We start from the raw sequence: 22,800 nt of genomic DNA, 5'->3' as shown, positions 1-22,800 counted from the left end.
TTTATTGAACAACACACAAAATGTGCTGATGTGGTACTCTATACCTATCATTTAGAAGAGATTTAATCAGGCAGTGCTCTGCCTTTTAACGCTATGACAGAACAACAAAAATTATCCTTTCATGCCTTACAGCAGCAGCTGGATTCACTGATGCTGCGCGATCGGCAGCGCTTTTCGCGCCGCCTGCACGGTGTGAAGAAGGTTAAAAATCCTGATGCACAACAGGCCATTTACCAGGAGATGGCGAAAGAGATTGAACAGGCGGCAGGTAAAGTTGTGCTACGTGAAGCGGCCCGACCTGAGATTACCTACCCGGAAAACCTGCCCGTCAGTCAGAAGAAACAGGCGATCCTCGACGCCGTTCGCGACCATCAGGTGGTGATCGTGGCCGGGGAAACCGGCTCAGGTAAAACCACTCAGCTCCCGAAAATCTGTATGGAACTGGGGCGTGGAGTGAAAGGGTTGATTGGCCACACCCAGCCGCGTCGTCTGGCGGCACGAACGGTGGCGAACCGTATCGCGGAAGAGCTGCAGACGGAGCCGGGCGGATGCATCGGTTATAAGGTGCGCTTTAGCGATCACGTCAGCGATAACACCATGGTGAAGCTGATGACCGACGGTATCCTGCTGGCGGAAATTCAGCAGGACCGTCTGCTGATGCAATATGACACCATCATTATTGATGAAGCGCACGAACGCAGTCTGAACATCGATTTTCTGCTCGGCTATCTGAAAGAACTGCTGCCGCGCCGTCCGGACCTGAAAATTATCATCACCTCCGCGACCATCGATCCGGAGCGTTTTTCGCGCCATTTCAATAATGCGCCGATCATTGAGGTCTCTGGGCGTACGTATCCGGTGGAAGTCCGCTATCGACCGATCGTCGAAGAGGCTGATGACACCGAACGCGACCAGTTGCAGGCCATTTTCGATGCGGTAGATGAACTGGGGCGGGAAAGCCCCGGCGACATTCTGATCTTCATGAGCGGTGAGCGTGAGATCCGCGATACCGCCGACGCGCTGAATAAACTCAATCTGCGCCATACGGAAGTGCTGCCGCTGTATGCGCGACTGTCGAATAGCGAACAGAACCGCGTCTTCCAGTCGCACAGCGGGCGGCGTATTGTGCTGGCGACCAACGTGGCGGAAACCTCGCTGACGGTGCCGGGGATCAAATATGTGATCGATCCTGGTACGGCGCGTATCAGCCGCTACAGCTATCGCACTAAAGTACAGCGTCTGCCGATTGAGCCCGTATCGCAGGCGTCCGCCAATCAGCGTAAAGGGCGCTGCGGTCGCGTATCCGAAGGCATCTGTATTCGTCTCTATTCTGAAGACGATTTCCTGTCGCGTCCGGAGTTTACCGACCCGGAAATTCTGCGCACCAACCTGGCGTCGGTCATTTTGCAGATGACGGCGTTGGGGCTGGGCGATATCGCCGCGTTCCCGTTTGTCGAAGCGCCGGATAAGCGCAACATTCAGGACGGCGTGCGTCTGCTGGAAGAGTTGGGCGCGATAACCACCGATGAACAGGCGACGGCCTATAAGCTGACGCCGTTGGGCCGCCAGTTGAGCCAGTTGCCGGTGGATCCGCGTCTGGCGCGAATGGTGCTGGAGGCGCAAAAACACGGCTGCGTGCGCGAGGCGATGATCATCACCTCGGCACTGTCGATTCAGGATCCGCGCGAACGTCCGATGGACAAGCAGCAGGCGTCTGATGAGAAACACCGCCGCTTCCACGATAAAGAGTCCGATTTCCTCGCGTTTGTGAATCTGTGGAATTACCTCGGGGAACAGCAAAAAGCGCTGTCGTCAAACGCGTTTCGTCGCCTGTGCCGGACCGACTATCTGAACTATCTGCGCGTGCGTGAGTGGCAGGATATCTACACCCAACTGCGTCAGGTGGTCAAAGAGCTGGGTATTCCGGTGAACAGCGAACCGGCGGAATACCGCGAGATCCATATTGCGCTGCTGACCGGACTGTTGTCGCACATTGGCATGAAAGATGCTGATAAGCAGGAATATACCGGCGCACGTAACGCGCGCTTTTCGATTTTCCCCGGTTCCGGCTTGTTCAAAAAGCCGCCGAAGTGGGCAATGGTGGCGGAACTGGTGGAAACCAGTCGTCTGTGGGGACGTATTGCCGCGCGGATCGATCCCGAGTGGGTGGAACCCGTCGCTCAGCATCTGATGAAACGTTCGTACAGTGAACCGCACTGGGAACGGGCGCAGGGCGCCGTGATGGCGACAGAAAAGGTGACCGTTTACGGTCTGCCGATCGTCGCGGCGCGTAAGGTGAACTACAGCCAGATTGACCCGGCGCTGTGCCGGGAACTGTTTATCCGCCATGCGCTGGTGGAGGGCGACTGGCAGACGCGTCATGCTTTCTTCCGCGAAAACCTCAAACTGCGTGCCGAAGTGGAAGAACTGGAACATAAATCGCGTCGCCGCGACATTCTGGTGGACGACGAGACGCTGTTTGAGTTCTACGACGAGCGCATCAGCCATGATGTCATTTCCGCCCGTCACTTTGATAACTGGTGGAAGAAAACCAGTCGCGAGACGCCAGACCTGCTCAATTTTGAAAAGAGCATGTTGATCAAAGAGGGCGCGGACACCATCAGCAAGCTGGACTACCCGAACTTCTGGCATCAGGGCTCGCTGAAACTGCGGTTGAGCTATCAGTTTGAACCGGGAGCGGATGCGGACGGGGTGACCGTGCATATTCCACTGCCGCTGCTTAATCAGGTCGACGAGAGTGGTTTTGAATGGCAGATCCCGGGCTTGCGCCGCGAACTGGTGATTGCGCTGATCAAGTCGTTGCCGAAGCCGGTGCGGCGTAACTTTGTTCCGGCCCCTAACTATGCCGACGCGTTTCTGGGCCGCGTAACGCCGCTGGAACTGCCGCTGCTGGACGCGATGGAGCGTGAGCTACGTCGGATGACAGGCGTGACGGTTGACCGCGAGGATTGGCACTGGGATCAGGTGCCCGATCATCTGAAGATCACCTTCCGGGTGGTAGATGATAAAAACAAGAAGCTGGAGGAAGGGCGCTCGTTGCCGGAACTGAAAGACCGGCTGAAAGGAAAAGTGCAGGAGACGCTCTCGGCGGTGGCCGATGACGGTATAGAACAGAGCGGGCTGCACATCTGGAGCTTTGGGCAACTGCCGGAAAGCTACGAGCAAAAACGGGGTAATTACAAAGTCAAAGCGTGGCCGGCGCTGGTGGATGAGCGCGACAGCGTGGCGATCAAACTGTTTGATAATCCGCTTGAACAACAGCAGGCGATGTGGTCAGGCTTACGCCGTCTGCTGTTGTTGAACATCCCGTCGCCGATCAAATATCTGCACGAGAAGCTGCCGAATAAAGCCAAGCTGGGTCTGTACTTCAACCCGTACGGCAAAGTACTGGAGCTGATTGACGACTGTATTTCCTGCGGCGTGGATAAGCTGATTGACGCCAACGGTGGCCCGGTCTGGACGGAAGAGGGCTTTGCCGCGCTGCATGAGAAGGTTCGTGCCGAGCTGAACGAGACGGTTGTGGAGATTGCGAAGCAGGTCGAGCAGATCCTGACTGCCGTCTTTAACATCAATAAGCGGCTGAAAGGGCGCGTGGATATGACGATGGCGTTGGGGTTGTCGGATATCAAAGCGCAAATGGGCGGGCTGGTGTATCGCGGATTTGTCACCGGCAACGGTTTCCGTCGTCTCGGCGATACGCTGCGTTATCTGCAGGCGATTGAAAAACGTCTTGAGAAGCTGGCGATCGACCCTCACCGCGATCGCGCGCAGATGCTGAAAGTCGAAAGCGTACAGCAGGCATGGCAGCAGTGGTTTAACAAACTGCCGCCGGCGCGGCGCGAAGACGAGGATGTGAAAGCGATTCGCTGGATGATTGAGGAACTGCGGGTTAGCTATTTTGCCCAACAGCTGGGGACGCCGTATCCGATTTCGGATAAACGTATCCTGCAGGCGATGGAGCAGATTAGCGGGTAATTCAGTGCCGGATGGCGGCTTCGCCTTATCCGGCCTACAAGTTCAATGGTATCGGCGTGGATAACGTGTTCCAGCAAGCGCCGGATGCCATTGCATTGTCCGTAGGCCCGATAAGTACAGCGGCATCGGGCATGGATTACGCGTTCCAGCCCCCACCCAGCGCTTTATACAAATCAATCTGCGCCAGTAGCAGGTTATTCTTCACCTGCACCACGCTGGTCTGCACCGAGAACAGTGTTCGCTGCGCGTCCAGTACGTCGAGATAGGAGGAATAGCCGTTGCGATAGCGGTTTTGCGCGATACGTAAGGTCTCCTGAGCGACCGCCTGCTGCGCCTGTAACTCCTGTAACTGTTCCTGATAACGGGCGATGGCATCCAGACTGTTGTTGACTTCCCTGAAGGCGTTGCGCACGGTTTTCTCATAGCCGTACAGCGCCTGATTCCGTTGCGATTGCGCAATATCCACCTGCGCGTTTAGCGCCTGACGGTTCAACAGCGGCGCAAGAATGCTGCCGCCAAGACTCCATAGCTGGAGGGGGTTATCGAGAAGACCGGGCAGGGTGCGATCCTGTATCGACCCGCCTGCGGTGAGGTTGATCGACGGCAGCAGGCTGGCGCGAGACGCCGCCAGCGAGGCATCGGCGGCAATCAACTGCCGCTCGGCCTGAACAATATCCGGACGGCGGTTAAGCAATGTTGACGGTAATTGTGCAGGAATTTTCAGCGGCGTCAGCGCCTCGAAATCCGCGCTGCGCTCGACGCGTTGCGGGTTCGCGCCGAGCAAAATACTTAGCGCGTTCTCCTGTTGGGCAATCTGATGCTGCAATAGCGGGATTTGCGCGCGCGTGGAGCGCAGTTCAGAGTCGGACTGCATCAGCTCAAGCCGCGAGCTGTAGCCTGTTTCATACTGCCGTTTCGCCAGATTCAGCGCGTCTTCACGGGATTTTACCGTCGCCTGGGTAACGTCCAGTTGTTCATCAAGCGCCAGCAGCGTGACATACCCGGAGGCCACCGATGACGCGACGGTCAAATCTGCCGCAGCGGCGGCTGCTTTTTGCGCCTCCAGCGAGGCCTGTGCCGCCTGTGCGGTGCTACGATTAACGCCCCAGATATCGACATCATAGCTGGCGGTCAGGCTGCCTTTATACAGCGTACTGTAGATGGGCAGGCCAGTGGCGGCGGACTGCGTGCGGGCACGAGTTCCACCGACGCTGGCATCCAGCGAGGGAAACAGGCTGCCCTCAGCGGCATAAACCTGCGCCTGATATTCATTGATGCGCTCGCGGGCAATCAGCACATCGCTGTTATTTTGCAGCGCCTGATCGACATACTGGTTCAGATAGCGGTCATGAAAATTCCGCCACCATACCTGCTCAGCGGGACTGGCGGGGCCGCCCACTGCTCGCCACGCGGCGGGGATCGCCAGCGACGGTTTCGCGGGCTGAACATCGACAGCCTGACAGCCAGCCAGAAGCAGGGCTGCCGCCACGCCCGACAGGGAACGGAGGATCATGGTTTCACCTCCCGGGTATCAATGTGCACCTGCACCGACATACCAGGGCGCAGCAGCGCTACATCTTCAGGTTTGCCAAGCACCGCGACCCGTACCGGAATGCGCTGAGCAATCTTCACAAAGTTACCCGTCGCGTTATCTGGCGTGATGGCGCTAAATTCCACCCCCGTCGCTGGCGAGATGCTCTCAACGCGGCCTTTATACTGTTTGTCGTTTAAGGCATCGACGCTGAAATTCACCGGCTGTCCGACACGAAGATCCGCCAGCTGCGTCTCTTTGATATTGGCAATCACCCAATGCTGAGGCGGAACCAGCGTGGTGAGATGCGTACCGGCAGTGACGTACGCGCCAAGCCGTACGGCGATTTGCCCAAGCTGACCGTCGCGTGGCGCGGTGATCCGCGTGTTTTGCAGATCAATTTCCGCCAGTTCCAGCGTTGCTCTGGCGTTTTCCACATCCGCCTGCAGCGCGTCGCGGTTAACAATGACGGTCTGCAAATCCTGGCGCGACATATCCAGCGTTGCTTTAGCCTGGTCGATATCCGCGCTGCCCTGAGCGGCGCTGGCGAGGGCGGCATCACGTTCGCGTATCGACAGTGAACCATCGGCAGTCAGATCTTTTACCCGCTTCAGATCGGCCTGGGTTTTCAGGCTTTGCGCTTTAGCATTTTTCAGAATGGCTTCGTTGCGTACAATCACGGCTTCTGCGCTTTTACGCTGTTGCTGGTTATTGTTGAGTGCGGCCATTTTCATCGCCAGTTGCGCCTGAGCCTGATGCACCCGTTGACGATAGATACGGTCATCTATCTGCAATAACAGATCGCCTTTTTTAACCTGCACGAAATCCTGCACGTTCACCTGGGTAATATAGCCGTTCACCTGCGGGCTGATAAACGTCGTTTGCCCCCGGACATAGGCGTTATCGGTAAACTGCGTATGGCGGGTAAACGGCGGCAACTGCCACGCATACAGGATCACCAGTACGCCGACGAGGCCAATGGCGGCGGCGGCGAAAATAGAGACAATACGCAAATTATTGCGGGTGTGGGCCTGATCTTTAGCGGCATCCTGCTGACTCATAACTGCTCCTGAGAGAACTCTTTCAACATCATCATGTTCCGTTATTTAGTACCCGTGGCTTTCTTCAGCGCCAGATGCGCCGTCACGCGCAGACGCAACAGACGCCAGAAAATCCACACCAGCGTGGCGGTGGCGATGCTGGCCGTCAGCAGGTAAGTATCGTTGTAAGCGAGAATGTTAGCCTCAAGAGCGCTAACGTTCTGGAGTTGCAGTACCGCCTGGGTATTCAACAGCGCGCTGTCGCCAATCAGACTTTTGTACATCTGCGTATAGAGCTGTAGCCGCTCATTCACCAGTGGATTGAGCGTGGTGAGCTGATCGGCCAGCAGACTGGAGTGGTATTTCTCTCGCCAGGTCTGAAAGGTGCCGAGGATTGCCGACCCTAACAGGCCACCGATATTCTGGCTCATGCCGAACAGCACCGAAAAGCTGACCAGATTTCGCGGATCGGCGACCACGCCGCCGATCCCGGCCAGCATCGCCGGGGCGAGAAAGAACGCGCTGCCGAAGCCAAGTAAAAACTGGCTAATCATCAGTTGATCCGGGCGCGTCAGGTTGTTCGACTGGCTGTCCAGCAGTGAGGCAACAATCATCAGCACCAGTGACGTGACAATGGGCCAGGCAAGTCGCGTCGGTTTAATTGTCAGACAACTGGCGATAATGCCGCAGACAATCCCGGCAAAGATCGACCACGCGAGGTGAGTCATCTGCTCATTCTGTAGCCCGGCGTACTGTAGCCAGCCGATCACGCCGGTGTTTTGCTCCGCCAGTACAATACGGATCAGCAGCATAATCAGCCCGAGACGTAAGATACTGCCGCTCGACAGCCAGCGGGTGTTGAGCAGGGGATTACTGCGGTTATGTTCAAAGGTAATCGCAGCGATGATGAGTACCGTTGCCAGCGCCAGCGACCAACCGATCCACGGCGCTTCAAACCACCAGTCCAGACGTCCCAGCGACAGCACCGCGCAAATTAACGCCATCCCCGGCGCCAGCAAAATAAACGTGATGAAGTCTTTCTTTTCAAACACCTTTTTACGATCGCCCGGCGGCAGTTTCAGGGCAATGACGCAGCCCAGTGAGATCAGCGCCAGACCCAGCTCAAAAAAGTACAGGCCGCGCCATTCATCAAGCTGTAGCAGTTCGGTCGAAAACAGACGGGCCATCGGGATCGCCAGCGACGAGCCGGTAATGCCGATTGTCAGCGCCTTGAGACGGTGTTTCGCGGGCCACGCCTGAATCTGGTAATAAATCCCCAGTGAACTGAGCGCGGCGGCGACCATGCCGTGCGCGGCGCGCACCATCAGCGCGGAACTCAGGTCGTTAACGAACAGGTGGAAGAAGGTGACCAGCACGTAGAGAACCAGAAACCCTTCGGTGAATGCCCGCAATCCGTATTGCTGGCGAAATTTCACCAGCAGCAGGTTAATTGAAACGTTGGTCATCACGTAGACCGCGGGTAGCCAGGCGATCTCTGTTGACCAGGCCGCAAAGGTTCCCTGCAAATTTTGCAGGTTGGCGGAAACCATCGCGTTGCCTAATGCCCCCGTCAGACACACCAGCAGACCAACCACACCATAAGCGATACGCTTTGGCGTGCTGTGAACAGGCGTTGAGGGAGAGCCCAGCAGAGCCGGTTTTTCGTGAGGCTGCCAGTCGCGAGGCGCGTAGGGATCGCGTTGCGGCAGACGCATAAGGTTTTTTACCTTCATTGAATCTATTGGTTAGCAGGCTAATGGTAATGTATGTTACGTAAATAATAAGTCAAGTGAATAGGAAAACGCCTGGTAAATCAAATGTTCCGTGCAGGTATTACATCAAAGCGGCCAGAGGATCTGGCCGCGAAGGGATTACAACTCATTAGGCTGGGCGTTGATCGCCGGGCTACGCTTCACCCGACTGGCAAAGAAAATGGCAACCAGTGAAATCGCCACGGTGGTAAGCAGATACCACGCCACGGGCACCCAGTCGCCGTCATATTTCGCCAGCAACCCGGTAGCGATGAGGGGAGCGGTACCGCCCGCCAGCGCGGCGCCAATCTGGTAGCCGAGAGTGATGCCAGTGTAGCGAACATTAGCGCTGAAAATCTCAGAACACAGCGTTCCCAGCACCGCGGTCACCGGTGCCCACAGCACGCCGAACATCACGATTGTCGCCAGCATAATGCCCCAGGTGGTGCCGGTATTCAGCAGCAGGAACCATGGCACGATAAACAGGCCGAGCAGGGCGACGCTGATGGCATACATCCGTTTACGACCAATTTTGTCCGACAGCAGTCCCATCAGCGGGATCATTACCGTAGCAATCAGTGCGCCAACGGTGACGGCTTCCAGCACCTGGGACTTCTGATAACTCAGCGTGCTGGTGGCATAGCTGACCACAAAGGTCGAGAAAATATAGAACGGCGCGGTTTCCACCACCTTCAGCCCCGCGGCAATCAGCACTTCACGCCAGTGATGAGTCAGCGTATCGCGCAGCGGCGCTTTGGCAACCTGACCCGATGCTTTGACTTTTTTGAAGTCTGGCGTTTCATCGATATCCCGACGGATCCACAGTCCTAACAGCACCAGCACAGAACTCAGCAGGAACGGAATACGCCAGCCCCAGGAGAGGAAATCTTCCTCGCTAAACAGAGTCATCAGCGAGACGATAAACGTCGCCATCAGCATGCCAATGGTCACGCCCGCCTGCGGAATACTGCCGAAGAAGCCTTTGCGTTTTTCCGGCGCGTACTCATAGGCCAGCAGCAGTGCGCCACCCCATTCGCCACCAATGCCCATCCCCTGAATGATGCGCATCAGGATAAGCAGAATGGGGGCCCAGATACCGATCATCTCATAGGTGGGCAACAGACCGATCATCACCGTCGCGCCGCCCATCAGGGAAAGCGTCAGTACCAGCGTTTTCTTACGCCCGATGCGATCGCCGATGTGGGCAAAAATTACCCCGCCAATCGGGCGAATAAAAAAGGTCAGCGAGAAAGAGAGATACGAGAGGATCAAACCGATTACCGGGTCGACCATCGGGAAGAAAATCTTGTTAAACACCAGCGCTGCCGCGGTGCCATACAGAAAGTAGTCGAACCACTCAATCGCACTGCCGGTCAGACTGGCGACGAGTACCTTCTTATTTTTCTTCAGAATAACCGTACTGCTTTCATGGGTTGTCATTAACTTAAAACCTCCGCCAGAGAACAAAAAGGTGTCACCTGGCAGTGCGGCAGGTGCAACCTGTTACGTTAAAAGGTTGTGAAATTGTTAATCAAACTAGGTGTGTTAGTAACATTTAACAAGAGGAGACACGCCGTAATGGGCTAAAAAGAGAGCATTTTGCCAGGATGATTTTCTACAATTGCAGAATAAATGACGTTAATCGTTCATTAGATGACAATTAAACAGGATAATATGCAGGTGCAACCGCCCGATTTTTAGACGTTTTGTGTTATTTCACTAAGATGACAAAAAAAGCGTCGAAATATCAATCATCAGCCTTTCAGAGAGATCTACTGTTTATTCAGCGTGGGTACGGTACTCTGCTGAAATATGAGGAGGAGCTTATGATGCAACCGTTCCCGAGACTTTCCGCCACCACCCTTGAGGCGATCAATACGGTGGGACAGTGGCTGGCGCAGGATGATTTCTGTGCAGGGCCTGCTTACCCGGCAGACTGCGTGGTACTGGCGGGCAATGCCGTCATCCCGACAATTGACGCGGCCTGCCAGATTGCCCAACAGCAAGACGTTCCGCTGCTGATCGCCGGTGGGATTGGTCACTCCACGACCTTCCTGTATGCCGCCGTTGCCCAACATCCACGCTACAACACGATCCAGACGACCGGACGCGCCGAAGCCGCCATCCTGGCGGATATTGCCCGGCAGTTCTGGCACATTCCCGCAGACAAAATCTGGCTGGAAGATCAGTCAACCAATTGCGGAGAGAACGCCCGTTTTAGTGCGCAGATCATCGCGCAGGCTGCAACGCCGATTAACACGGCCATTGTGGTACAGGATCCCACGATGCAGCGACGTACCGTGGCGACCTTTCGCCGGGTCACCCGTGACGACCCGGACGCGCCGCCCTGGCTGAGCCATCCTGGGGTTACGCCTGTATTGTGTCAGCAGGAGGACGATATCGTGTTCGCTAATGACCCTGGCGGTCTGTGGACCGTCGATCGCTATTTAGCGCTGGTGGTGGGCGAAATCCCGCGCTTGCGCAATGATGAAACCGGCTATGGTCCTCGGGGGCGCGACTTCATTGTGCATGTGGATTTTCCGCCGGAGGTCGAGGCCGCGTGGCAGATCCTGCAACAGGATACGGCGCTGAATGACGCGATGAACCACCGTTCGTTACGCTAAACCCTGCCCGTTTGGGAGCGTTTTCTCTCAAACGGGCAAAACAAAAATGCCTGCGTTTTCGTTCTCCCCAGCCTGACCCCTCTCTTTTATGAAGCAGTTCACAGAATCACGACGCCAGCCGGGATCGCGGAGGCATGATTGATATTTATTAACAATAGTTTTACCTGTTAAAAACAATTCAATCACAGGAGTAGCGCATGTCAGTACCCGTACAACATCCTATGTATATCGATGGACAGTTTGTGACCTGGCACGAGGATGCCTGGATTGATGTCGTCAACCCGGCGACGGAAGAGGTGATTTCGCGTATTCCAGATGGTCGTGCAGAAGACGCGCGCAAAGCCATTGCAGCGGCAGACCGCGCTCAGGCAGAGTGGGAAGCGCTGCCGGCGATCGTTCGCGCCGGCTGGCTGCGCAAAATTGCCGCCGGGATCCGTGAACGTGCTGGCGAAATCAGCGCCTTAATTGTTGCGGAAGGAGGCAAAATTCAGCAACTGGCAGAGGTGGAAGTCTCTTTTACTGCCGACTATCTCGACTATATGGCGGAGTGGGCTCGTCGTTACGAAGGCGAAATACTGCAAAGTGACCGTCCCGGCGAGAATATTTTGCTGTTTAAGCGCGCGCTGGGGGTCACCACCGGGATCCTGCCGTGGAATTTCCCGTTCTTTCTGATTGCCCGTAAGCTGGCTCCGGCACTGCTGACCGGGAACACTATCGTGATTAAGCCCAGTGAATTCACGCCCAATAACGCGATTGCGTTTGCCAAAATCGTTGATGAGATTGGTCTGCCGCGCGGTGTGTTTAACCTGGTGCTGGGGCGTGGTGAAACCGTCGGCCAGGAGCTGGCGGGTAATCCGAAAGTGGCGATGGTCAGCATGACCGGCAGCGTGGCGGCGGGTGAAAAGATTATGGCGACGGCGGCGAAGAATATCACCAAAGTGTGCCTGGAGCTGGGTGGCAAGGCGCCAGCCATTGTGATGGATGATGCCGATCTTGAACTGGCGGTCAAAGCGATTGTGGATTCCCGCGTCATCAATACCGGGCAGGTCTGTAACTGCGCTGAGCGCGTCTACGTACAAAAAGGGATTTATGACCAGTTTGTGAACCGCCTCGGCGAAGCCCTGAAAGCGGTACAGTTCGGCAACCCTGGCGAGCGTAACGACATCGCCATGGGGCCGCTGATCAATGCCGCCGCCCTGCAACGTGTGGAGCAGAAAGTGGCGAGGGCGGTACAGGAAGGGGCGCGGGTGGCGCTTGGTGGCAAAGCCGTTGAGGGCAAAGGTTACTACTATCCGCCAACGCTGCTGCTGGATGTCCGCCAGGAGATGGCCATCATGCACGAAGAGACCTTTGGTCCGGTGCTGCCTGTGGTGGTCTTCAACACGCTGGAGGAGGCTATCGCGATGGCGAATGACAGTGATTACGGCCTGACGTCGTCTATTTATACGCAGAATCTCAACATCGCGATGAAAGCCATTAAAGGGCTGAAGTTTGGTGAAACCTATATTAATCGCGAGAACTTTGAAGCGATGCAGGGCTTCCACGCGGGCTGGCGTAAGTCGGGAATTGGCGGCGCAGACGGCAAGCACGGGCTAAACGAGTATCTGCAAACCCAGGTTGTCTATTTGCAGTCCTGATCGACGGAAAAGGGCGGAGGTTTCTCTCCGCCTTCATGCCTACAGTTTGACGAACTTATCAAGGGTACGGATCAATTGCGTCACGAATCCGTATTCGTTGTCGTACCAGGCCACGGTTTTTACCAGTTGCAGATCGCCCACCTCGGTGATTTCGGTCTGGGTGGCATCAAATACGGAACCAAAGTGCGAACCGATAACGTCTGAGGAGACAATTTCTTCATCGGTATAGCCAAAAGAGTCATTGTTGTGTGTCGCTTTCTTCAACGCGTTGTTAACCTCTTCCGCCGTCACTTTCTTCGCCAGAATCGACACCAGTTCAGTGACAGAACCGGTTTTCACCGGCACGCGTTGAGCATGACCTTTCAGCTTGCCGCTGAGATCCGGGATAACGAGACCAATCGCTTTTGCCGCGCCCGTGGTATGCGGAATAATGTTTTCAGCGGCCGCACGCGATGCGCGCAGATCTTTGCCACGCGGACCGTCCACCAGCGACTGCGTGCCGGTGTAGGCGTGAATCGTGGTCATGGTGCCCACTTTAATACCAAAGTTGTCGTGCAGCGCTTTAGCCATCGGCGCCAGGCAGTTGGTGGTGCAGGAAGCCACCGAGACAATCACATCACTGGCATTCAGCGTGTCATCGTTAACGTTGTAGACAATGGTCTTCATATCGCCCGCAGGCGCGGAGATCAGCACTTTTTTCGCGCCAGCATCGATATGCGCCTGAGACTTTTCAGTTGAGGTATAAAAGCCGGTGCATTCAATAATGACGTCCGCCCCTTTCGCTTTCCACGGGATATTTTTGGCGTCTTTTTCTGCATAAACCGCGATCGTTTTGCCATCAACAATCAGCGCGTCTTCGGTAAAGTCAACGCTCCAGGGGAACGGACCGTAGTTAGAGTCATGCTTAAGCAGATAGGCAAGGATTTTAGGGGAGGTGAGGTCGTTGATCGCGACCACATCAACATCGCTTTTGACTTCCAGTAACCGACGCAACACCAGGCGACCAATACGACCAAAACCGTTAATGCCAATTTTACTCATGATTAACTCCTGTGAGGATGTAGCGGATACACTTTTTTCCCTTCCAGGCTTAGTTCAGTATGGCGGGGTGAGCAATCGCCGTTTTTGTCGTAAAGGCTAACTGACTGATAAGCGGTGAAGAAAAGTTAATGAATTTTTAACAAAAGCTCGCTATGTTGTCGCTTTATTGTTTTTACTCAGGAAGTGTTATGGGCAATAAGTACTCAAGCCTGCAGATTGGCATTCACTGGCTGGTCTTTTTACTGGTGATTGTCGCCTACTGCGCGATGGAGTTCCGGGGCTTTTTCCCGCGAAGCGATCGTCCTCTCATTAATATGATTCATGTGTCCTGTGGGATCGCTATTCTGGTACTGATGGTGGCGCGTCTGCTGATCAGACTGAAATATCCGGCTCCTCCTATCGTGCCCAAACCGAAGCCGATGATGACCGGACTGGCGCATCTGGGGCATTTGGTGATTTATCTGTTATTCATTGTGCTGCCATTAATCGGCATCGTGATGATGTACAACCGTGGTAATCCGTGGATGGCCTTTGGTCTGGTGATGCCGCATGCGGCAGAAGGGAACTTTGATCTGGTGGATACGCTGAAATCCTGGCATATCACGCTGGCGAATCTCGGTTACTTTGTCATTGCGCTGCATGCCGCCGCCGCGTTGATGCACCATTATTTCTGGAAAGACAATACGCTGCTGCGCATGATGCCGCGTAAGCGATAGCGTGATTTTTGCCGGCGCGGGGATCGCTTCCCCGCACTGATCCTGTATGTAATGCGACTGAAGTCGCCGCCGTCTTTGTTCTGTCACTTATCCTTAATCCCATTCTCTACAGGCATGACGCTCTCCTTTTCATTCTCATCATAATGCTGTTACTATACCCCCCTATAGTATTAAGGAGGGCGTATGCCGCATTCACCCGCAGATAAAAAACGTATTCTGACTCGCGTCCGGCGCATTCGGGGGCAGGTGGATGCCCTGGAGCGTGCGCTGGAGTCCGGCGAACCTTGCCTGGCTATCCTGCAACAAATCGCCGCGGTCCGCGGTGCGTCCAACGGTTTAATGGGCGAAATGGTTGAGATCCACCTGAAAGATGAGCTGGTCAGCGGTGAAACCACCCCTGACCAACGCGCCGTGCGTATGGCTGAAATCGGCCACCTTCTTCGCGCTTATCTAAAATAAACATATCACCTCGCAATAAAGGGAAGAGACAGATGAAATCACGTGCAGCAGTCGCGTTTGGCCCCGGTCAGCCGCTCAAAATTGTTGAGATTGACGTCGCACCGCCGAAAAAAGGCGAAGTTCTGGTTAAAATTACCCACACCGGCGTTTGCCACACTGACGCATTTACGCTGTCTGGCGATGATCCGGAAGGGGTTTTCCCGGCGGTACTGGGACATGAAGGCGGCGGTGTGGTGGTTGAAGTCGGTGAAGGCGTGACCAGCCTGAAACCGGGCGACCATGTTATCCCGCTGTATACCGCCGAATGTGGCGAGTGCAAATTCTGTAAATCCGGGAAGACCAATCTCTGTCAGGCCGTGCGCGCCACTCAGGGAAAAGGCCTGATGCCGGATGGCACCACCCGCTTTTCTTACAACGGCGAACCTGTCTATCACTACATGGGCACCAGCACCTTCAGCGAATATACCGTATGTGCGGAAATCTCACTGGCGAAAGTCAACCCGCAAGCGCCGCTGGATAAGGTTTGTCTGCTGGGGTGTGGCGTCACGACGGGCATCGGTGCCGTGCATAACACTGCGAAAGTCAAAGAGGGCGATACCGTTGCCGTGTTTGGCCTTGGCGGGATCGGTCTGGCGGTGATCCAGGGCGCTGTACAGGCGAAAGCGGGGCGTATTATTGCTGTCGATACCAACCCGGAAAAATTCACACTGGCGGGTGAAATGGGCGCAACTGACTTCATTAACCCGAAAGACTATGACAAACCGATCCAGGAAGTGATTGTTGAGCTCACCGACGGCGGCGTCGACTTTAGCTTCGAATGTATCGGTAATGTCAACGTGATGCGTGCGGCGCTGGAATGCTGCCATAAAGGATGGGGCGAGAGCATCATCATTGGCGTTGCCGGCGCGGGCCAGGAGATTAAAACTCGTCCGTTCCAGCTGGTGACAGGCCGCGTCTGGCGCGGTTCCGCGTTTGGTGGCGTTAAAGGGCGTACCCAGTTACCGGGCATGGTGGAAGAGGCAATGGCCGGGAAAATCCAGCTGGATCCGTTCATTACCCATCGTCTGCCGCTGGAGCAAATCAACGACGCGTTTGACCTGATGCACGACGGTAAATCCATCCGTACCGTTATCCATTTCGGCGATAACTGATTCATCTGCCAGCGGAAATCACCGCTGGCGCTTTCCTTTTTTTAACATAAATGTTGTCAAACTGTGACGAAAACGGCGCTTTTCCCGGTAAGTAAAATTCGCGGAATGCCGATGACTATCTTACGGGCGCGTATTACGCATTAATCCTACAAGAGAGTCGACGGTCATGGACAACACATCATCGATGCAAGCACCACATAAGCTGGGCTTTTTGCATCACATCAGGCTGGTTCCGCTGTTTTCCTCCATTCTCGGTGGCATCCTTTTACTGTTCGCGCTGAGCTCAGGTCTGGCGGGCTACTTTCTCATGCAGGCTGACCGCGATCAGCGGGATGTGACGGATGAGATCCAGGTGCGCATGGGATTATCGAACAGTTCGAACCACCTGCGTACTGCGCGAATCAACATGATTCATGCCGGCGCGGCGAGCCGAATTGCTGAAATGGATGACATGAAAGCCAATATTGCGGCGGCGGAAAAGCGTATTAAGCAGTCTGAAGAAGGGTTTAACATTTACATGGCGCGCAAGGTGAAAACCCCTGCGGATGAAGCGCTGGATGGCGAACTGGAAAGCAGTTTCAAAGCCTATATTGCGGGAATGCAACCGATGCTCAAGTACGCCAAAAACGGCATGTTTGAAGCGATTATCAACCACGAAAGCGAACACGCAAGACAACTGGATGACAGTTACAACAAGGTCCTGCTGAAGGCGATCGAACTGCGCATGGCGCGCGCTAACCAGTTAAGCGAGCAGGCGCATCAGCGCACGCAAATGGGCATGATATTCATGATTGGCGCTTTTGGTCTGGCACTGGTGCTGACGCTGATGACGTTTATCGTTCTGCGTCGTACCGTCATTCAGCCGTTGCAGCATGCTGCGCAGCGTATTGAGCAAATTGCCGCCGGCGATCTCACCATGCAGGATGAACCTACCGGGCGTAGCGAGATTGGGCGTCTGAGTCGCCACCTGCAACAAATGCAGCGTTCGCTGGTGCAAACGGTCGGATCGGTACGTCAGGGGGCAGAAGAGATTTACCGCGGTACCAGCGAAATCTCAGCGGGCAATACCGACTTGTCTTCACGCACCGAAGAGCAGGCGGCGGCGATCGAACAAACGGCGGCCAGCATGGAAGAGTTGACCGCGACGGTGAAGCAAAACGCCGATAATGCGCACCATGCCAGCAAACTGGCGGAAGACGCGTCCGGCAAAGCCAGCCGTGGCGGGCAGATGGTCTCCGGCGTGGTCCAGACGATGGGCAATATTTCAACCAGTTCGAAGAAAATCTCTGAGATCACCGCGGTTATCAACAGCATCGCTTTCCAGACCAATATTCTGGCGCTGAACGCCGCGGTAGAAGCCGCGCGTGCCGGTGAGCAAGGGCGTGGATTCGCCGTGGTCGCCAGTGAGGTCCGCACGCTGGCCAGTCGTAGCGCCCAGGCGGCGAAAGAGATTGAAGGGCTGATCAGCGAATCCGTCCGTCTCATCGATCAAGGTTCTGGTGAAGTGGTCGCGGCGGGGAACACGATGACCGATATCGTGGAGGCGGTAAAACGCGTCACCGATATCATGCTGGAAATAGCAGCGGCGTCGGACGAGCAGAGCCGTGGGATCGTGCAGGTCAGCCAGGCCATCTCTGAGATGGACAAAGTGACTCAGCAGAACGCTTCGCTGGTGGAAGAAGCCTCTGCGGCGGCGGCATCGCTGGAAGAACAGGCGGCACGTCTGACGGAAGCAGTGGGGACGTTTCGCTTACAGGGCGGACGGACGAGCAAGCGCGTACCGACAACAAACACCCCCGTTCAGCCTCTGGCACAGCCGGTTACCGATCACGGGGATAACTGGGAAACCTTCTAAGCGCCATTGCCGGGTGAAGGCGCAAAGGCGCCTCATCCGGCCTGTTATAACGGCATCGATTTACGGATAGCGGCAATTAAGCGTTGCGCGCCAGAAGAGAGCGATGAATCCACGCGGGTGAGAATACCGATCGGCTCGCCTGCGCCCTGCGTTGGTACAGGCAACGAAACCAGCGTCGCCTGGCGCAAATCCTCTTTCACCGCGCCTGACGGCACAAACCAGACGTAGTTATAATCAACCGTTAACTGGCGCGACAGCGATGCGGAGAGCGTCTCAATGCAGCCAGTTGGCATCTTACAGCCCTGGCTTTGCAACAGCGTCTCGGCATTCTGCCGCGGTACAGTGCCTTTTGGCGAGACAACCACGGGCCACTCCATTACGCGACTCAGCGTCACGTTTTCCTGCAATAGCGGGTGATTAGGGCGCACGACCAGCTTTAATGACTCGAGAAAAAGCAGCTCATAATTGAGGCCGCTCATCAGTTCCGGATCGGACATCCGGCCAATGCCGATGTCGATCTCGCCGGATTTCAGGCCCGCCAGCAGCATGGTGTTGTTCATCGTCGCCACCTGCAGCGTGGTCTCTTTTTGCTGCTGATGAAACTGACCGATGACCGACGGAAGAATACCCAGCGCGGCGGTCGGTAGCGCGCCTATTCTTACCACATCATTGTTAAGACCTTCTTTACGATTCAGCGCCTGCCCGGCGGTGTTGAGCGCATCAAGAACTTTCACGGCGTGGGTTAAGAACTGCTCGCCAGGTAACGTCAGCTGCGCCCCGAGCCGTCCGCGTTCAAAGAGGCGGGTGCCGGTCAGTTGCTCCAGTTCGTTAAGCGTTTTGGAAAGCGCAGGCTGGCTGAGGTTAAGGGTTTCGGCTGCGCGCCCCAGGGTTCCTTGTTGAGCGACAGCGACAAATGTATGAAGATGGCGCAATCGGATGCGCTGACTGAACAGACTATTTTTTTCCATAAGCGATGTTAAGAACAGAGCGATGCCGGTGACAAGTAAAGTTGTTTGTTTTTGATAACTTGATTGCAAAATATTATTAACATTTAACTTATTTAAGTAACAGCACTTTCTCTTCGGAGGCGAAAATGATCCATGTCGTAGGCCACCTTAATCCGGACAGTGACGCCATTTGCACCGCTTTTATGGCTGCCCGCTGGTTGAACATGCGCGGACGTCAGGCCACGGCCTTGCGCCTGGGTGAGCCCAATCGTGAAACCCAATTTCTGTTCAAACGCGTGGGGCTGGACATGCCTCCGTTGCTGGCGATGCCGCTGACCGACCTCGACGTCTGGCTGGTGGATTTCACCGAGCCAACGCAGGGACCGGAAACCCTCCAGACGAGCAATATCGTGGGTATTATCGACCATCACCGTCTGGGTGGACTGGTGACCCGTTTGCCGCCAGAAGTCTGGGTAAAACCGGTGGGCAGCAGCGCCACGCTGCTATGGCAACTGATGAGTCCGGAGGACAGGGCGCAGATAACGTCTGCGCAGGCGCTATTACTACTGGGCGCGATACTGAGTGACACCGTCACGTTGCGCTCGCCGACCACCACGGAGGATGACCGTCTGGCCGTTGAAGCACTGACGACGCTTGCCGGGGTTGAGCTGGCGGCGTTCAGCGCTGACCTGTTGAGTGCCAAAACCAGCGTCGAAGGATTAAGCGCCAGTGAACTGCTGCAAAAAGATATCAAGCGTTTCACCATCAAGGATCAGCAGGTGAGCGTTGCGCAGATCGAACTGTATGCGTTGAGCCAGGTCGCCGACGTGATGGACGTCCTGCGTGAAGAGATGGCCGATTATGCGACCCGCAGCGGAGTGGATCTGGTGGTGCTGATGTTGACTGACATCAACGCTGGCAATTCGCAGCTCTGGTTTGCCGGTCCGCGGCAACTGGAAGTGGCGCAACCGGTGACAGTAGAAGGGATGTTGAGCCGCAAGAAACAGATGCTGCCGTGGCTGGAAAGCCATGTCGCGAAAACAGACCAGTCCTGATAAAACGGGCTGAGAGATTCAGCCCGTTCTCATCATCAGACGTCAAAAAAGACGGTTTCGTTTTCGCCCTGCAGATGAATATCGAAGATATAGACGGTCTCACTACCACGCTGTTCGCGGCGGGCAATCAGGGTCTGACGGCGAACTTCCCATTCGATCAGGTTGAGCACCGGATCGCGCTGATTAGCTTCTTGCTCATCCGCAAAATAGAGGCGGGTGTTCAGGCCAATGTTGATGCCGCGCGCGACGATCCACAGATTGACGTGTGGAGCCATCAGGCGGCCATCGCGTCCTGCTACGCAGCCCGGCTTAATGGTATCGAAACGCCACACGCCGCTGTCGAAGTCTGAACAGGTTCGTCCCCAGCCGCGAAAGTCCGCGTCGAGCGGCTTCTCTTCCTGACGATCAGCCGGATGGTTGTAGCGTCCGTGGGCGTTGGCCTGCCAGATCTCCAGCAGAACATCGCGCACCGGCGTACCGGAACCATCAATCACCCGTCCTTCAATCACGATCCGCTCGCCTTCAGTATGGCTGTTGGTTAGCGTGGAGCTGAAATTCTTCTCAAAGATGTGAAATCCAGCGGCATCAGGCGCAAGCCCAATGTGCACATACGGTCCTGCCGTTTGCGAAGCGGTTTCCTGCAAATACTCTTTCATCATGCGCCTCCCTGAGTGCGGTTTTCAAACAAGGTGGCACGCTGTCCGCGGAGCACAAGGTCAAAGCGCCAGGCCAGGCAGTCGAGCGGTACAGCGGCGTGGGTATCCAGTTCGGCAATCAGTGTGCGGATTGCGTCATCGTTATTAATGGTCTTCACAATCGGACACTGTTTGATCAGCGGATCGCCTTCAAAATACATTTGCGTAATTAAACGTTGGGCAAAGGCCTCGCCGGAGAGAGAAAAGTGAATGTGCGACGGACGCCAGTCGCTGACCTGATTGCGCCACGGGTAAGGGCCGGGTTTGATGGTACGGAAAAAGTAATAGCCGTTTTCATCGGTTAATACCCGTCCGCAGCCGCCAAAATTAGGATCGATCGGCGCGAGATACTGGTCTTTTTTATGACGATAGCGACCACCGGCATTGGCCTGCCAGACTTCGACCAGCGTATTTTTCAACGGACGGCCAAAACCGTCGCGCACGTAGCCGTGGACGATAATCCGTTCGCCAATCGGCAGGCCGTCTTTGGCGTAATTCATAATCAGGTCATTATCCAGCGGACCAAGATCGTTGTCGCTGAATACCGGTCCGGTGATTTCAGACAATGAATTTTGCAACGAGATCAGCGCGTTGCGCGGCGAGCGCAGAACGCTGGTCTTATAGCCAGGGACGAAGGCGGGCGGATGGCTGTTATAGTCGCGATGGATCACCTCGCGAGAGGACATTTTTTCACGCATAGCGGGCTCCGGTACAGGGAAGAGAGTTATTGTTTTATGATGACCTGACGCAGTGTGTGTAAATGTACTGTTAATTAAAAGTGAATTTATATCGCTTGTTTCATAACCAGAGGCTATACAATGGCGCAGGGACTGATGCAGAGCGAATTCAGGTGAGATCACACTTTGTAAATTCTTCCCCCCAGAGTGAATGGCGTTTCCTACACTCCAGGTAACATTCACTGGAGGCATGACATTATGGCGAACACCATCACGGCAGATGAGATTCGGGAACATTTTTCGCAGGCAATGTCAGCAATGTACCAGCAGGAAGTTCCGCAATACGGCACGCTACTGGAACTTGTGGCTGACGTGAATCTGGCGATTCTCGAAAATAACCCCACGCTGCATGAAAAACTGGCCAATGCGGATGAACTGGCGCGCCTCAACGTGGAACGTCATGGCGCAATTCGTGTCGGAACGGCAGACGAACTGTCCACGCTGCGACGCATGTTTGCGATCATGGGGATGTTTCCGGTCAGCTATTACGATCTCTCTCAGGCCGGGGTGCCGGTACACTCAACGGCATTTCGCCCTATTGACGACGCCTCGCTGTCGCGAAATCCGTTTCGCGTCTTTACCTCCTTACTGCGTCTTGAACTGATTGAAAACGCGTCGCTCCGTCAGCGTGCGGCGGAGATCCTCGCTCAGCGCGATATCTTTACGCCACGCTGTCGCGAACTGCTCGACATCTGGGAGAGTCAGCAGGGGTTTAACGCGACGCAGGCTCGCGAGTTCGTGAAAGAAGCGCTGGAAACTTTCCGCTGGCATCGCCACGCCACCGTGGATGAACAAACCTATCATGCGCTGCATAACGAACATCGCCTGATCGCCGATGTGGTCTGTTTCCCGGGCTGTCACATTAATCATCTGACGCCCAGAACGCTGGATATCGACCGGGTGCAGTCGATGATGCCGGAATGCGGCATTGAACCGAAAGTCCTTATCGAAGGCCCGCCGCGCCGTGAGGTGCCGATTCTGCTGCGCCAGACCAGTTTCAAAGCGCTGGAAGAACCGGTGCTGTTTGCTGGCGAAATGCAGGGGACACACACGGCCCGCTTCGGCGAGATCGAACAACGCGGCGTGGCGCTGACGATAAAAGGGCGTCAACGGTACGATGAATTACTGCGCAACGCCGGTACCGGGAAAGACAACCTGACGCACCAACTGCATTTGCAGGAGGTGTTTAACGCGTTTCCGGACAGCGAATTCCTGCTGCGCCAGCAGGGGCTGGCCTGGTTCCGCTATCGTCTGACTCCGTCAGGCGAAGCGCACCGCAAGGCGATTCATCCTGGTGACGATCCGCAACCGCACATTGAACGTGGCTGGGTGCAGGCGCAGCCCATCACCTATGAAGATTTCCTGCCGGTCAGCGCGGCGGGGATTTTCCAGTCGAATCTGGGTAACGAAACGCAGGCGCGCAGTCATGGCAACGCCAGCCGCGAGGCCTTTGAACAGGCGCTGGGGTGTCCGGTGTTTGACGAGTTTGTGTTGTATCAGGAAGCGGAAGAACGCAGCAAACGACGTTGCGGCCTGCTTTAATCCAGGTATCCTGTAGGGATCTG

General features: G+C 55.5%; 17 protein-coding genes. 9 read left to right on the top strand and 8 right to left on the bottom strand.

Features of this window, described 5'->3' with window-relative positions; all coding sequences use genetic code 11:
• Positions 1–93 precede the first annotated feature (93 nt).
• Complete coding sequence (gene hrpA, locus AL479_RS21610) at positions 94–3,996, top strand: ATP-dependent RNA helicase HrpA (RefSeq protein ID WP_061077608.1); 3,903 nt, start codon at positions 94–96, stop codon at positions 3,994–3,996.
• A gap of 136 nt (positions 3,997–4,132) precedes the next feature.
• Here the strand turns inward: hrpA and AL479_RS21605 are convergent, their stop codons facing one another.
• The 4 genes from AL479_RS21605 to AL479_RS21590 all read right to left on the bottom strand — a co-directional run bounded on the left by AL479_RS21605 (position 4,133) and on the right by AL479_RS21590 (position 9,758).
• Positions 4,133–5,509: an efflux transporter outer membrane subunit gene (locus AL479_RS21605; protein WP_061077607.1), complete on the bottom strand. Its 1,377-nt coding sequence runs from the start codon at positions 5,507–5,509 to the stop codon at positions 4,133–4,135.
• A complete protein-coding gene (locus AL479_RS21600) occupies positions 5,506–6,588 on the bottom strand; it encodes an HlyD family secretion protein (protein ID WP_061077606.1) in 1,083 nt (360 codons plus the stop codon). The genes AL479_RS21605 and AL479_RS21600 overlap by 4 nt, the downstream gene beginning before the upstream one ends.
• A gap of 41 nt (positions 6,589–6,629) precedes the next feature.
• Positions 6,630–8,282, bottom strand: a complete 1,653-nt coding sequence (locus AL479_RS21595) for an MFS transporter (protein WP_061077605.1) — start codon at positions 8,280–8,282, stop codon at positions 6,630–6,632.
• Between the two features lie 156 nt (positions 8,283–8,438).
• Positions 8,439–9,758 carry an MFS transporter gene (locus AL479_RS21590; protein WP_061077604.1) on the bottom strand — a complete coding sequence of 440 codons (1,320 nt, stop codon included), beginning with the start codon at positions 9,756–9,758 and terminating at the stop codon, positions 8,439–8,441.
• A 389-nt stretch (positions 9,759–10,147) separates the two neighbouring features.
• Here AL479_RS21590 and AL479_RS21585 point away from each other — a divergent pair, with 389 nt between their 5' ends.
• Complete coding sequence (locus tag AL479_RS21585; RefSeq protein WP_061078039.1) at positions 10,148–10,942, top strand: YdcF family protein; 795 nt, start codon at positions 10,148–10,150, stop codon at positions 10,940–10,942.
• A gap of 197 nt (positions 10,943–11,139) precedes the next feature.
• On the top strand, positions 11,140–12,579 hold the full coding sequence (gene aldA / locus AL479_RS21580; RefSeq protein WP_061077603.1) for an aldehyde dehydrogenase: 1,440 nt from the start codon (positions 11,140–11,142) through the stop codon (positions 12,577–12,579).
• Between the two features lie 39 nt (positions 12,580–12,618).
• Here the strand turns inward: aldA and gap are convergent, their stop codons facing one another.
• On the bottom strand, positions 12,619–13,620 hold the full coding sequence (gene gap, locus AL479_RS21575; RefSeq protein WP_061077602.1) for a type I glyceraldehyde-3-phosphate dehydrogenase: 1,002 nt from the start codon (positions 13,618–13,620) through the stop codon (positions 12,619–12,621).
• Positions 13,621–13,808: 188 nt separating this feature from the next.
• Here gap and cybB point away from each other — a divergent pair, with 188 nt between their 5' ends.
• The 4 genes from cybB (at position 13,809) to AL479_RS21550 (ending at position 17,801) form a co-directional block, all read left to right on the top strand.
• The gene (gene cybB, locus AL479_RS21570) at positions 13,809–14,336 is read left to right on the top strand and encodes a cytochrome b561 (protein ID WP_061077601.1); all 528 of its coding nucleotides are present in this window, start codon (positions 13,809–13,811) and stop codon (positions 14,334–14,336) included.
• Positions 14,337–14,519: 183 nt separating this feature from the next.
• Positions 14,520–14,795 carry a metal/formaldehyde-sensitive transcriptional repressor gene (locus AL479_RS21565; protein ID WP_061077600.1) on the top strand — a complete coding sequence of 92 codons (276 nt, stop codon included), beginning with the start codon at positions 14,520–14,522 and terminating at the stop codon, positions 14,793–14,795.
• Between the two features lie 32 nt (positions 14,796–14,827).
• Positions 14,828–15,946 carry an S-(hydroxymethyl)glutathione dehydrogenase/class III alcohol dehydrogenase gene (locus tag AL479_RS21560; RefSeq protein WP_061077599.1) on the top strand — a complete coding sequence of 373 codons (1,119 nt, stop codon included), beginning with the start codon at positions 14,828–14,830 and terminating at the stop codon, positions 15,944–15,946.
• A 166-nt stretch (positions 15,947–16,112) separates the two neighbouring features.
• Positions 16,113–17,801 (top strand): methyl-accepting chemotaxis protein, encoded by a 1,689-nt coding sequence (locus AL479_RS21550; RefSeq protein WP_061077598.1) that lies wholly within the window; start codon positions 16,113–16,115, stop codon positions 17,799–17,801.
• A 44-nt stretch (positions 17,802–17,845) separates the two neighbouring features.
• Here the strand turns inward: AL479_RS21550 and AL479_RS21545 are convergent, their stop codons facing one another.
• Positions 17,846–18,769: a LysR substrate-binding domain-containing protein gene (locus AL479_RS21545; protein WP_061077597.1), complete on the bottom strand. Its 924-nt coding sequence runs from the start codon at positions 18,767–18,769 to the stop codon at positions 17,846–17,848.
• A gap of 125 nt (positions 18,770–18,894) precedes the next feature.
• Here AL479_RS21545 and AL479_RS21540 point away from each other — a divergent pair, with 125 nt between their 5' ends.
• Positions 18,895–19,803: a manganese-dependent inorganic pyrophosphatase gene (locus tag AL479_RS21540; RefSeq protein ID WP_061077596.1), complete on the top strand. Its 909-nt coding sequence runs from the start codon at positions 18,895–18,897 to the stop codon at positions 19,801–19,803.
• Between the two features lie 35 nt (positions 19,804–19,838).
• Here the strand turns inward: AL479_RS21540 and pcaG are convergent, their stop codons facing one another.
• The gene (gene pcaG / locus AL479_RS21535) at positions 19,839–20,459 is read right to left on the bottom strand and encodes a protocatechuate 3,4-dioxygenase subunit alpha (RefSeq protein ID WP_061078038.1); all 621 of its coding nucleotides are present in this window, start codon (positions 20,457–20,459) and stop codon (positions 19,839–19,841) included.
• Entirely contained in the window at positions 20,459–21,196 is a 738-nt protein-coding gene (gene pcaH / locus AL479_RS21530; RefSeq protein WP_061077595.1) for a protocatechuate 3,4-dioxygenase subunit beta, read from the bottom strand. Before pcaH ends, pcaG begins: the two co-directional genes overlap by 1 nt.
• A 237-nt stretch (positions 21,197–21,433) precedes the next feature.
• Here pcaH and AL479_RS21525 point away from each other — a divergent pair, with 237 nt between their 5' ends.
• Positions 21,434–22,777 carry a VOC family protein gene (locus AL479_RS21525; RefSeq protein ID WP_061077594.1) on the top strand — a complete coding sequence of 448 codons (1,344 nt, stop codon included), beginning with the start codon at positions 21,434–21,436 and terminating at the stop codon, positions 22,775–22,777.
• Positions 22,778–22,800: the final 23 nt, after the last annotated feature.

The sequence above is a fragment of the Citrobacter amalonaticus genome, from assembly GCF_001559075.2.
Classification (GTDB): Bacteria; Pseudomonadota; Gammaproteobacteria; order Enterobacterales; family Enterobacteriaceae; genus Citrobacter_A; species Citrobacter_A amalonaticus_F.
Note: the sequence above shows the minus strand (reverse complement) of the source record. Positions and strands in the feature narration are given on the sequence as shown.

Excerpts from the sequence above, each read along its gene's own strand:
- hrpA (WP_061077608.1), top strand. The coding sequence starts at position 94 with ATGACAGAACAACAAAAATTATCCTTTCATGCCTTACAGCAGCAGCTG.
- AL479_RS21605 (WP_061077607.1), bottom strand. The coding sequence starts at position 5,509 with ATGATCCTCCGTTCCCTGTCGGGCGTGGCGGCAGCCCTGCTTCTGGCT.
- AL479_RS21600 (WP_061077606.1), bottom strand. The coding sequence starts at position 6,588 with ATGAGTCAGCAGGATGCCGCTAAAGATCAGGCCCACACCCGCAATAAT.
- AL479_RS21595 (WP_061077605.1), bottom strand. The coding sequence starts at position 8,282 with ATGCGTCTGCCGCAACGCGATCCCTACGCGCCTCGCGACTGGCAGCCT.
- AL479_RS21590 (WP_061077604.1), bottom strand. The coding sequence starts at position 9,758 with ATGACAACCCATGAAAGCAGTACGGTTATTCTGAAGAAAAATAAGAAG.
- AL479_RS21585 (WP_061078039.1), top strand. The coding sequence starts at position 10,148 with ATGCAACCGTTCCCGAGACTTTCCGCCACCACCCTTGAGGCGATCAAT.
- aldA (WP_061077603.1), top strand. The coding sequence starts at position 11,140 with ATGTCAGTACCCGTACAACATCCTATGTATATCGATGGACAGTTTGTG.
- gap (WP_061077602.1), bottom strand. The coding sequence starts at position 13,620 with ATGAGTAAAATTGGCATTAACGGTTTTGGTCGTATTGGTCGCCTGGTG.
- cybB (WP_061077601.1), top strand. The coding sequence starts at position 13,809 with ATGGGCAATAAGTACTCAAGCCTGCAGATTGGCATTCACTGGCTGGTC.
- AL479_RS21565 (WP_061077600.1), top strand. The coding sequence starts at position 14,520 with ATGCCGCATTCACCCGCAGATAAAAAACGTATTCTGACTCGCGTCCGG.
- AL479_RS21560 (WP_061077599.1), top strand. The coding sequence starts at position 14,828 with ATGAAATCACGTGCAGCAGTCGCGTTTGGCCCCGGTCAGCCGCTCAAA.
- AL479_RS21550 (WP_061077598.1), top strand. The coding sequence starts at position 16,113 with ATGGACAACACATCATCGATGCAAGCACCACATAAGCTGGGCTTTTTG.
- AL479_RS21545 (WP_061077597.1), bottom strand. The coding sequence starts at position 18,769 with ATGGAAAAAAATAGTCTGTTCAGTCAGCGCATCCGATTGCGCCATCTT.
- AL479_RS21540 (WP_061077596.1), top strand. The coding sequence starts at position 18,895 with ATGATCCATGTCGTAGGCCACCTTAATCCGGACAGTGACGCCATTTGC.
- pcaG (WP_061078038.1), bottom strand. The coding sequence starts at position 20,459 with ATGAAAGAGTATTTGCAGGAAACCGCTTCGCAAACGGCAGGACCGTAT.
- pcaH (WP_061077595.1), bottom strand. The coding sequence starts at position 21,196 with ATGCGTGAAAAAATGTCCTCTCGCGAGGTGATCCATCGCGACTATAAC.
- AL479_RS21525 (WP_061077594.1), top strand. The coding sequence starts at position 21,434 with ATGGCGAACACCATCACGGCAGATGAGATTCGGGAACATTTTTCGCAG.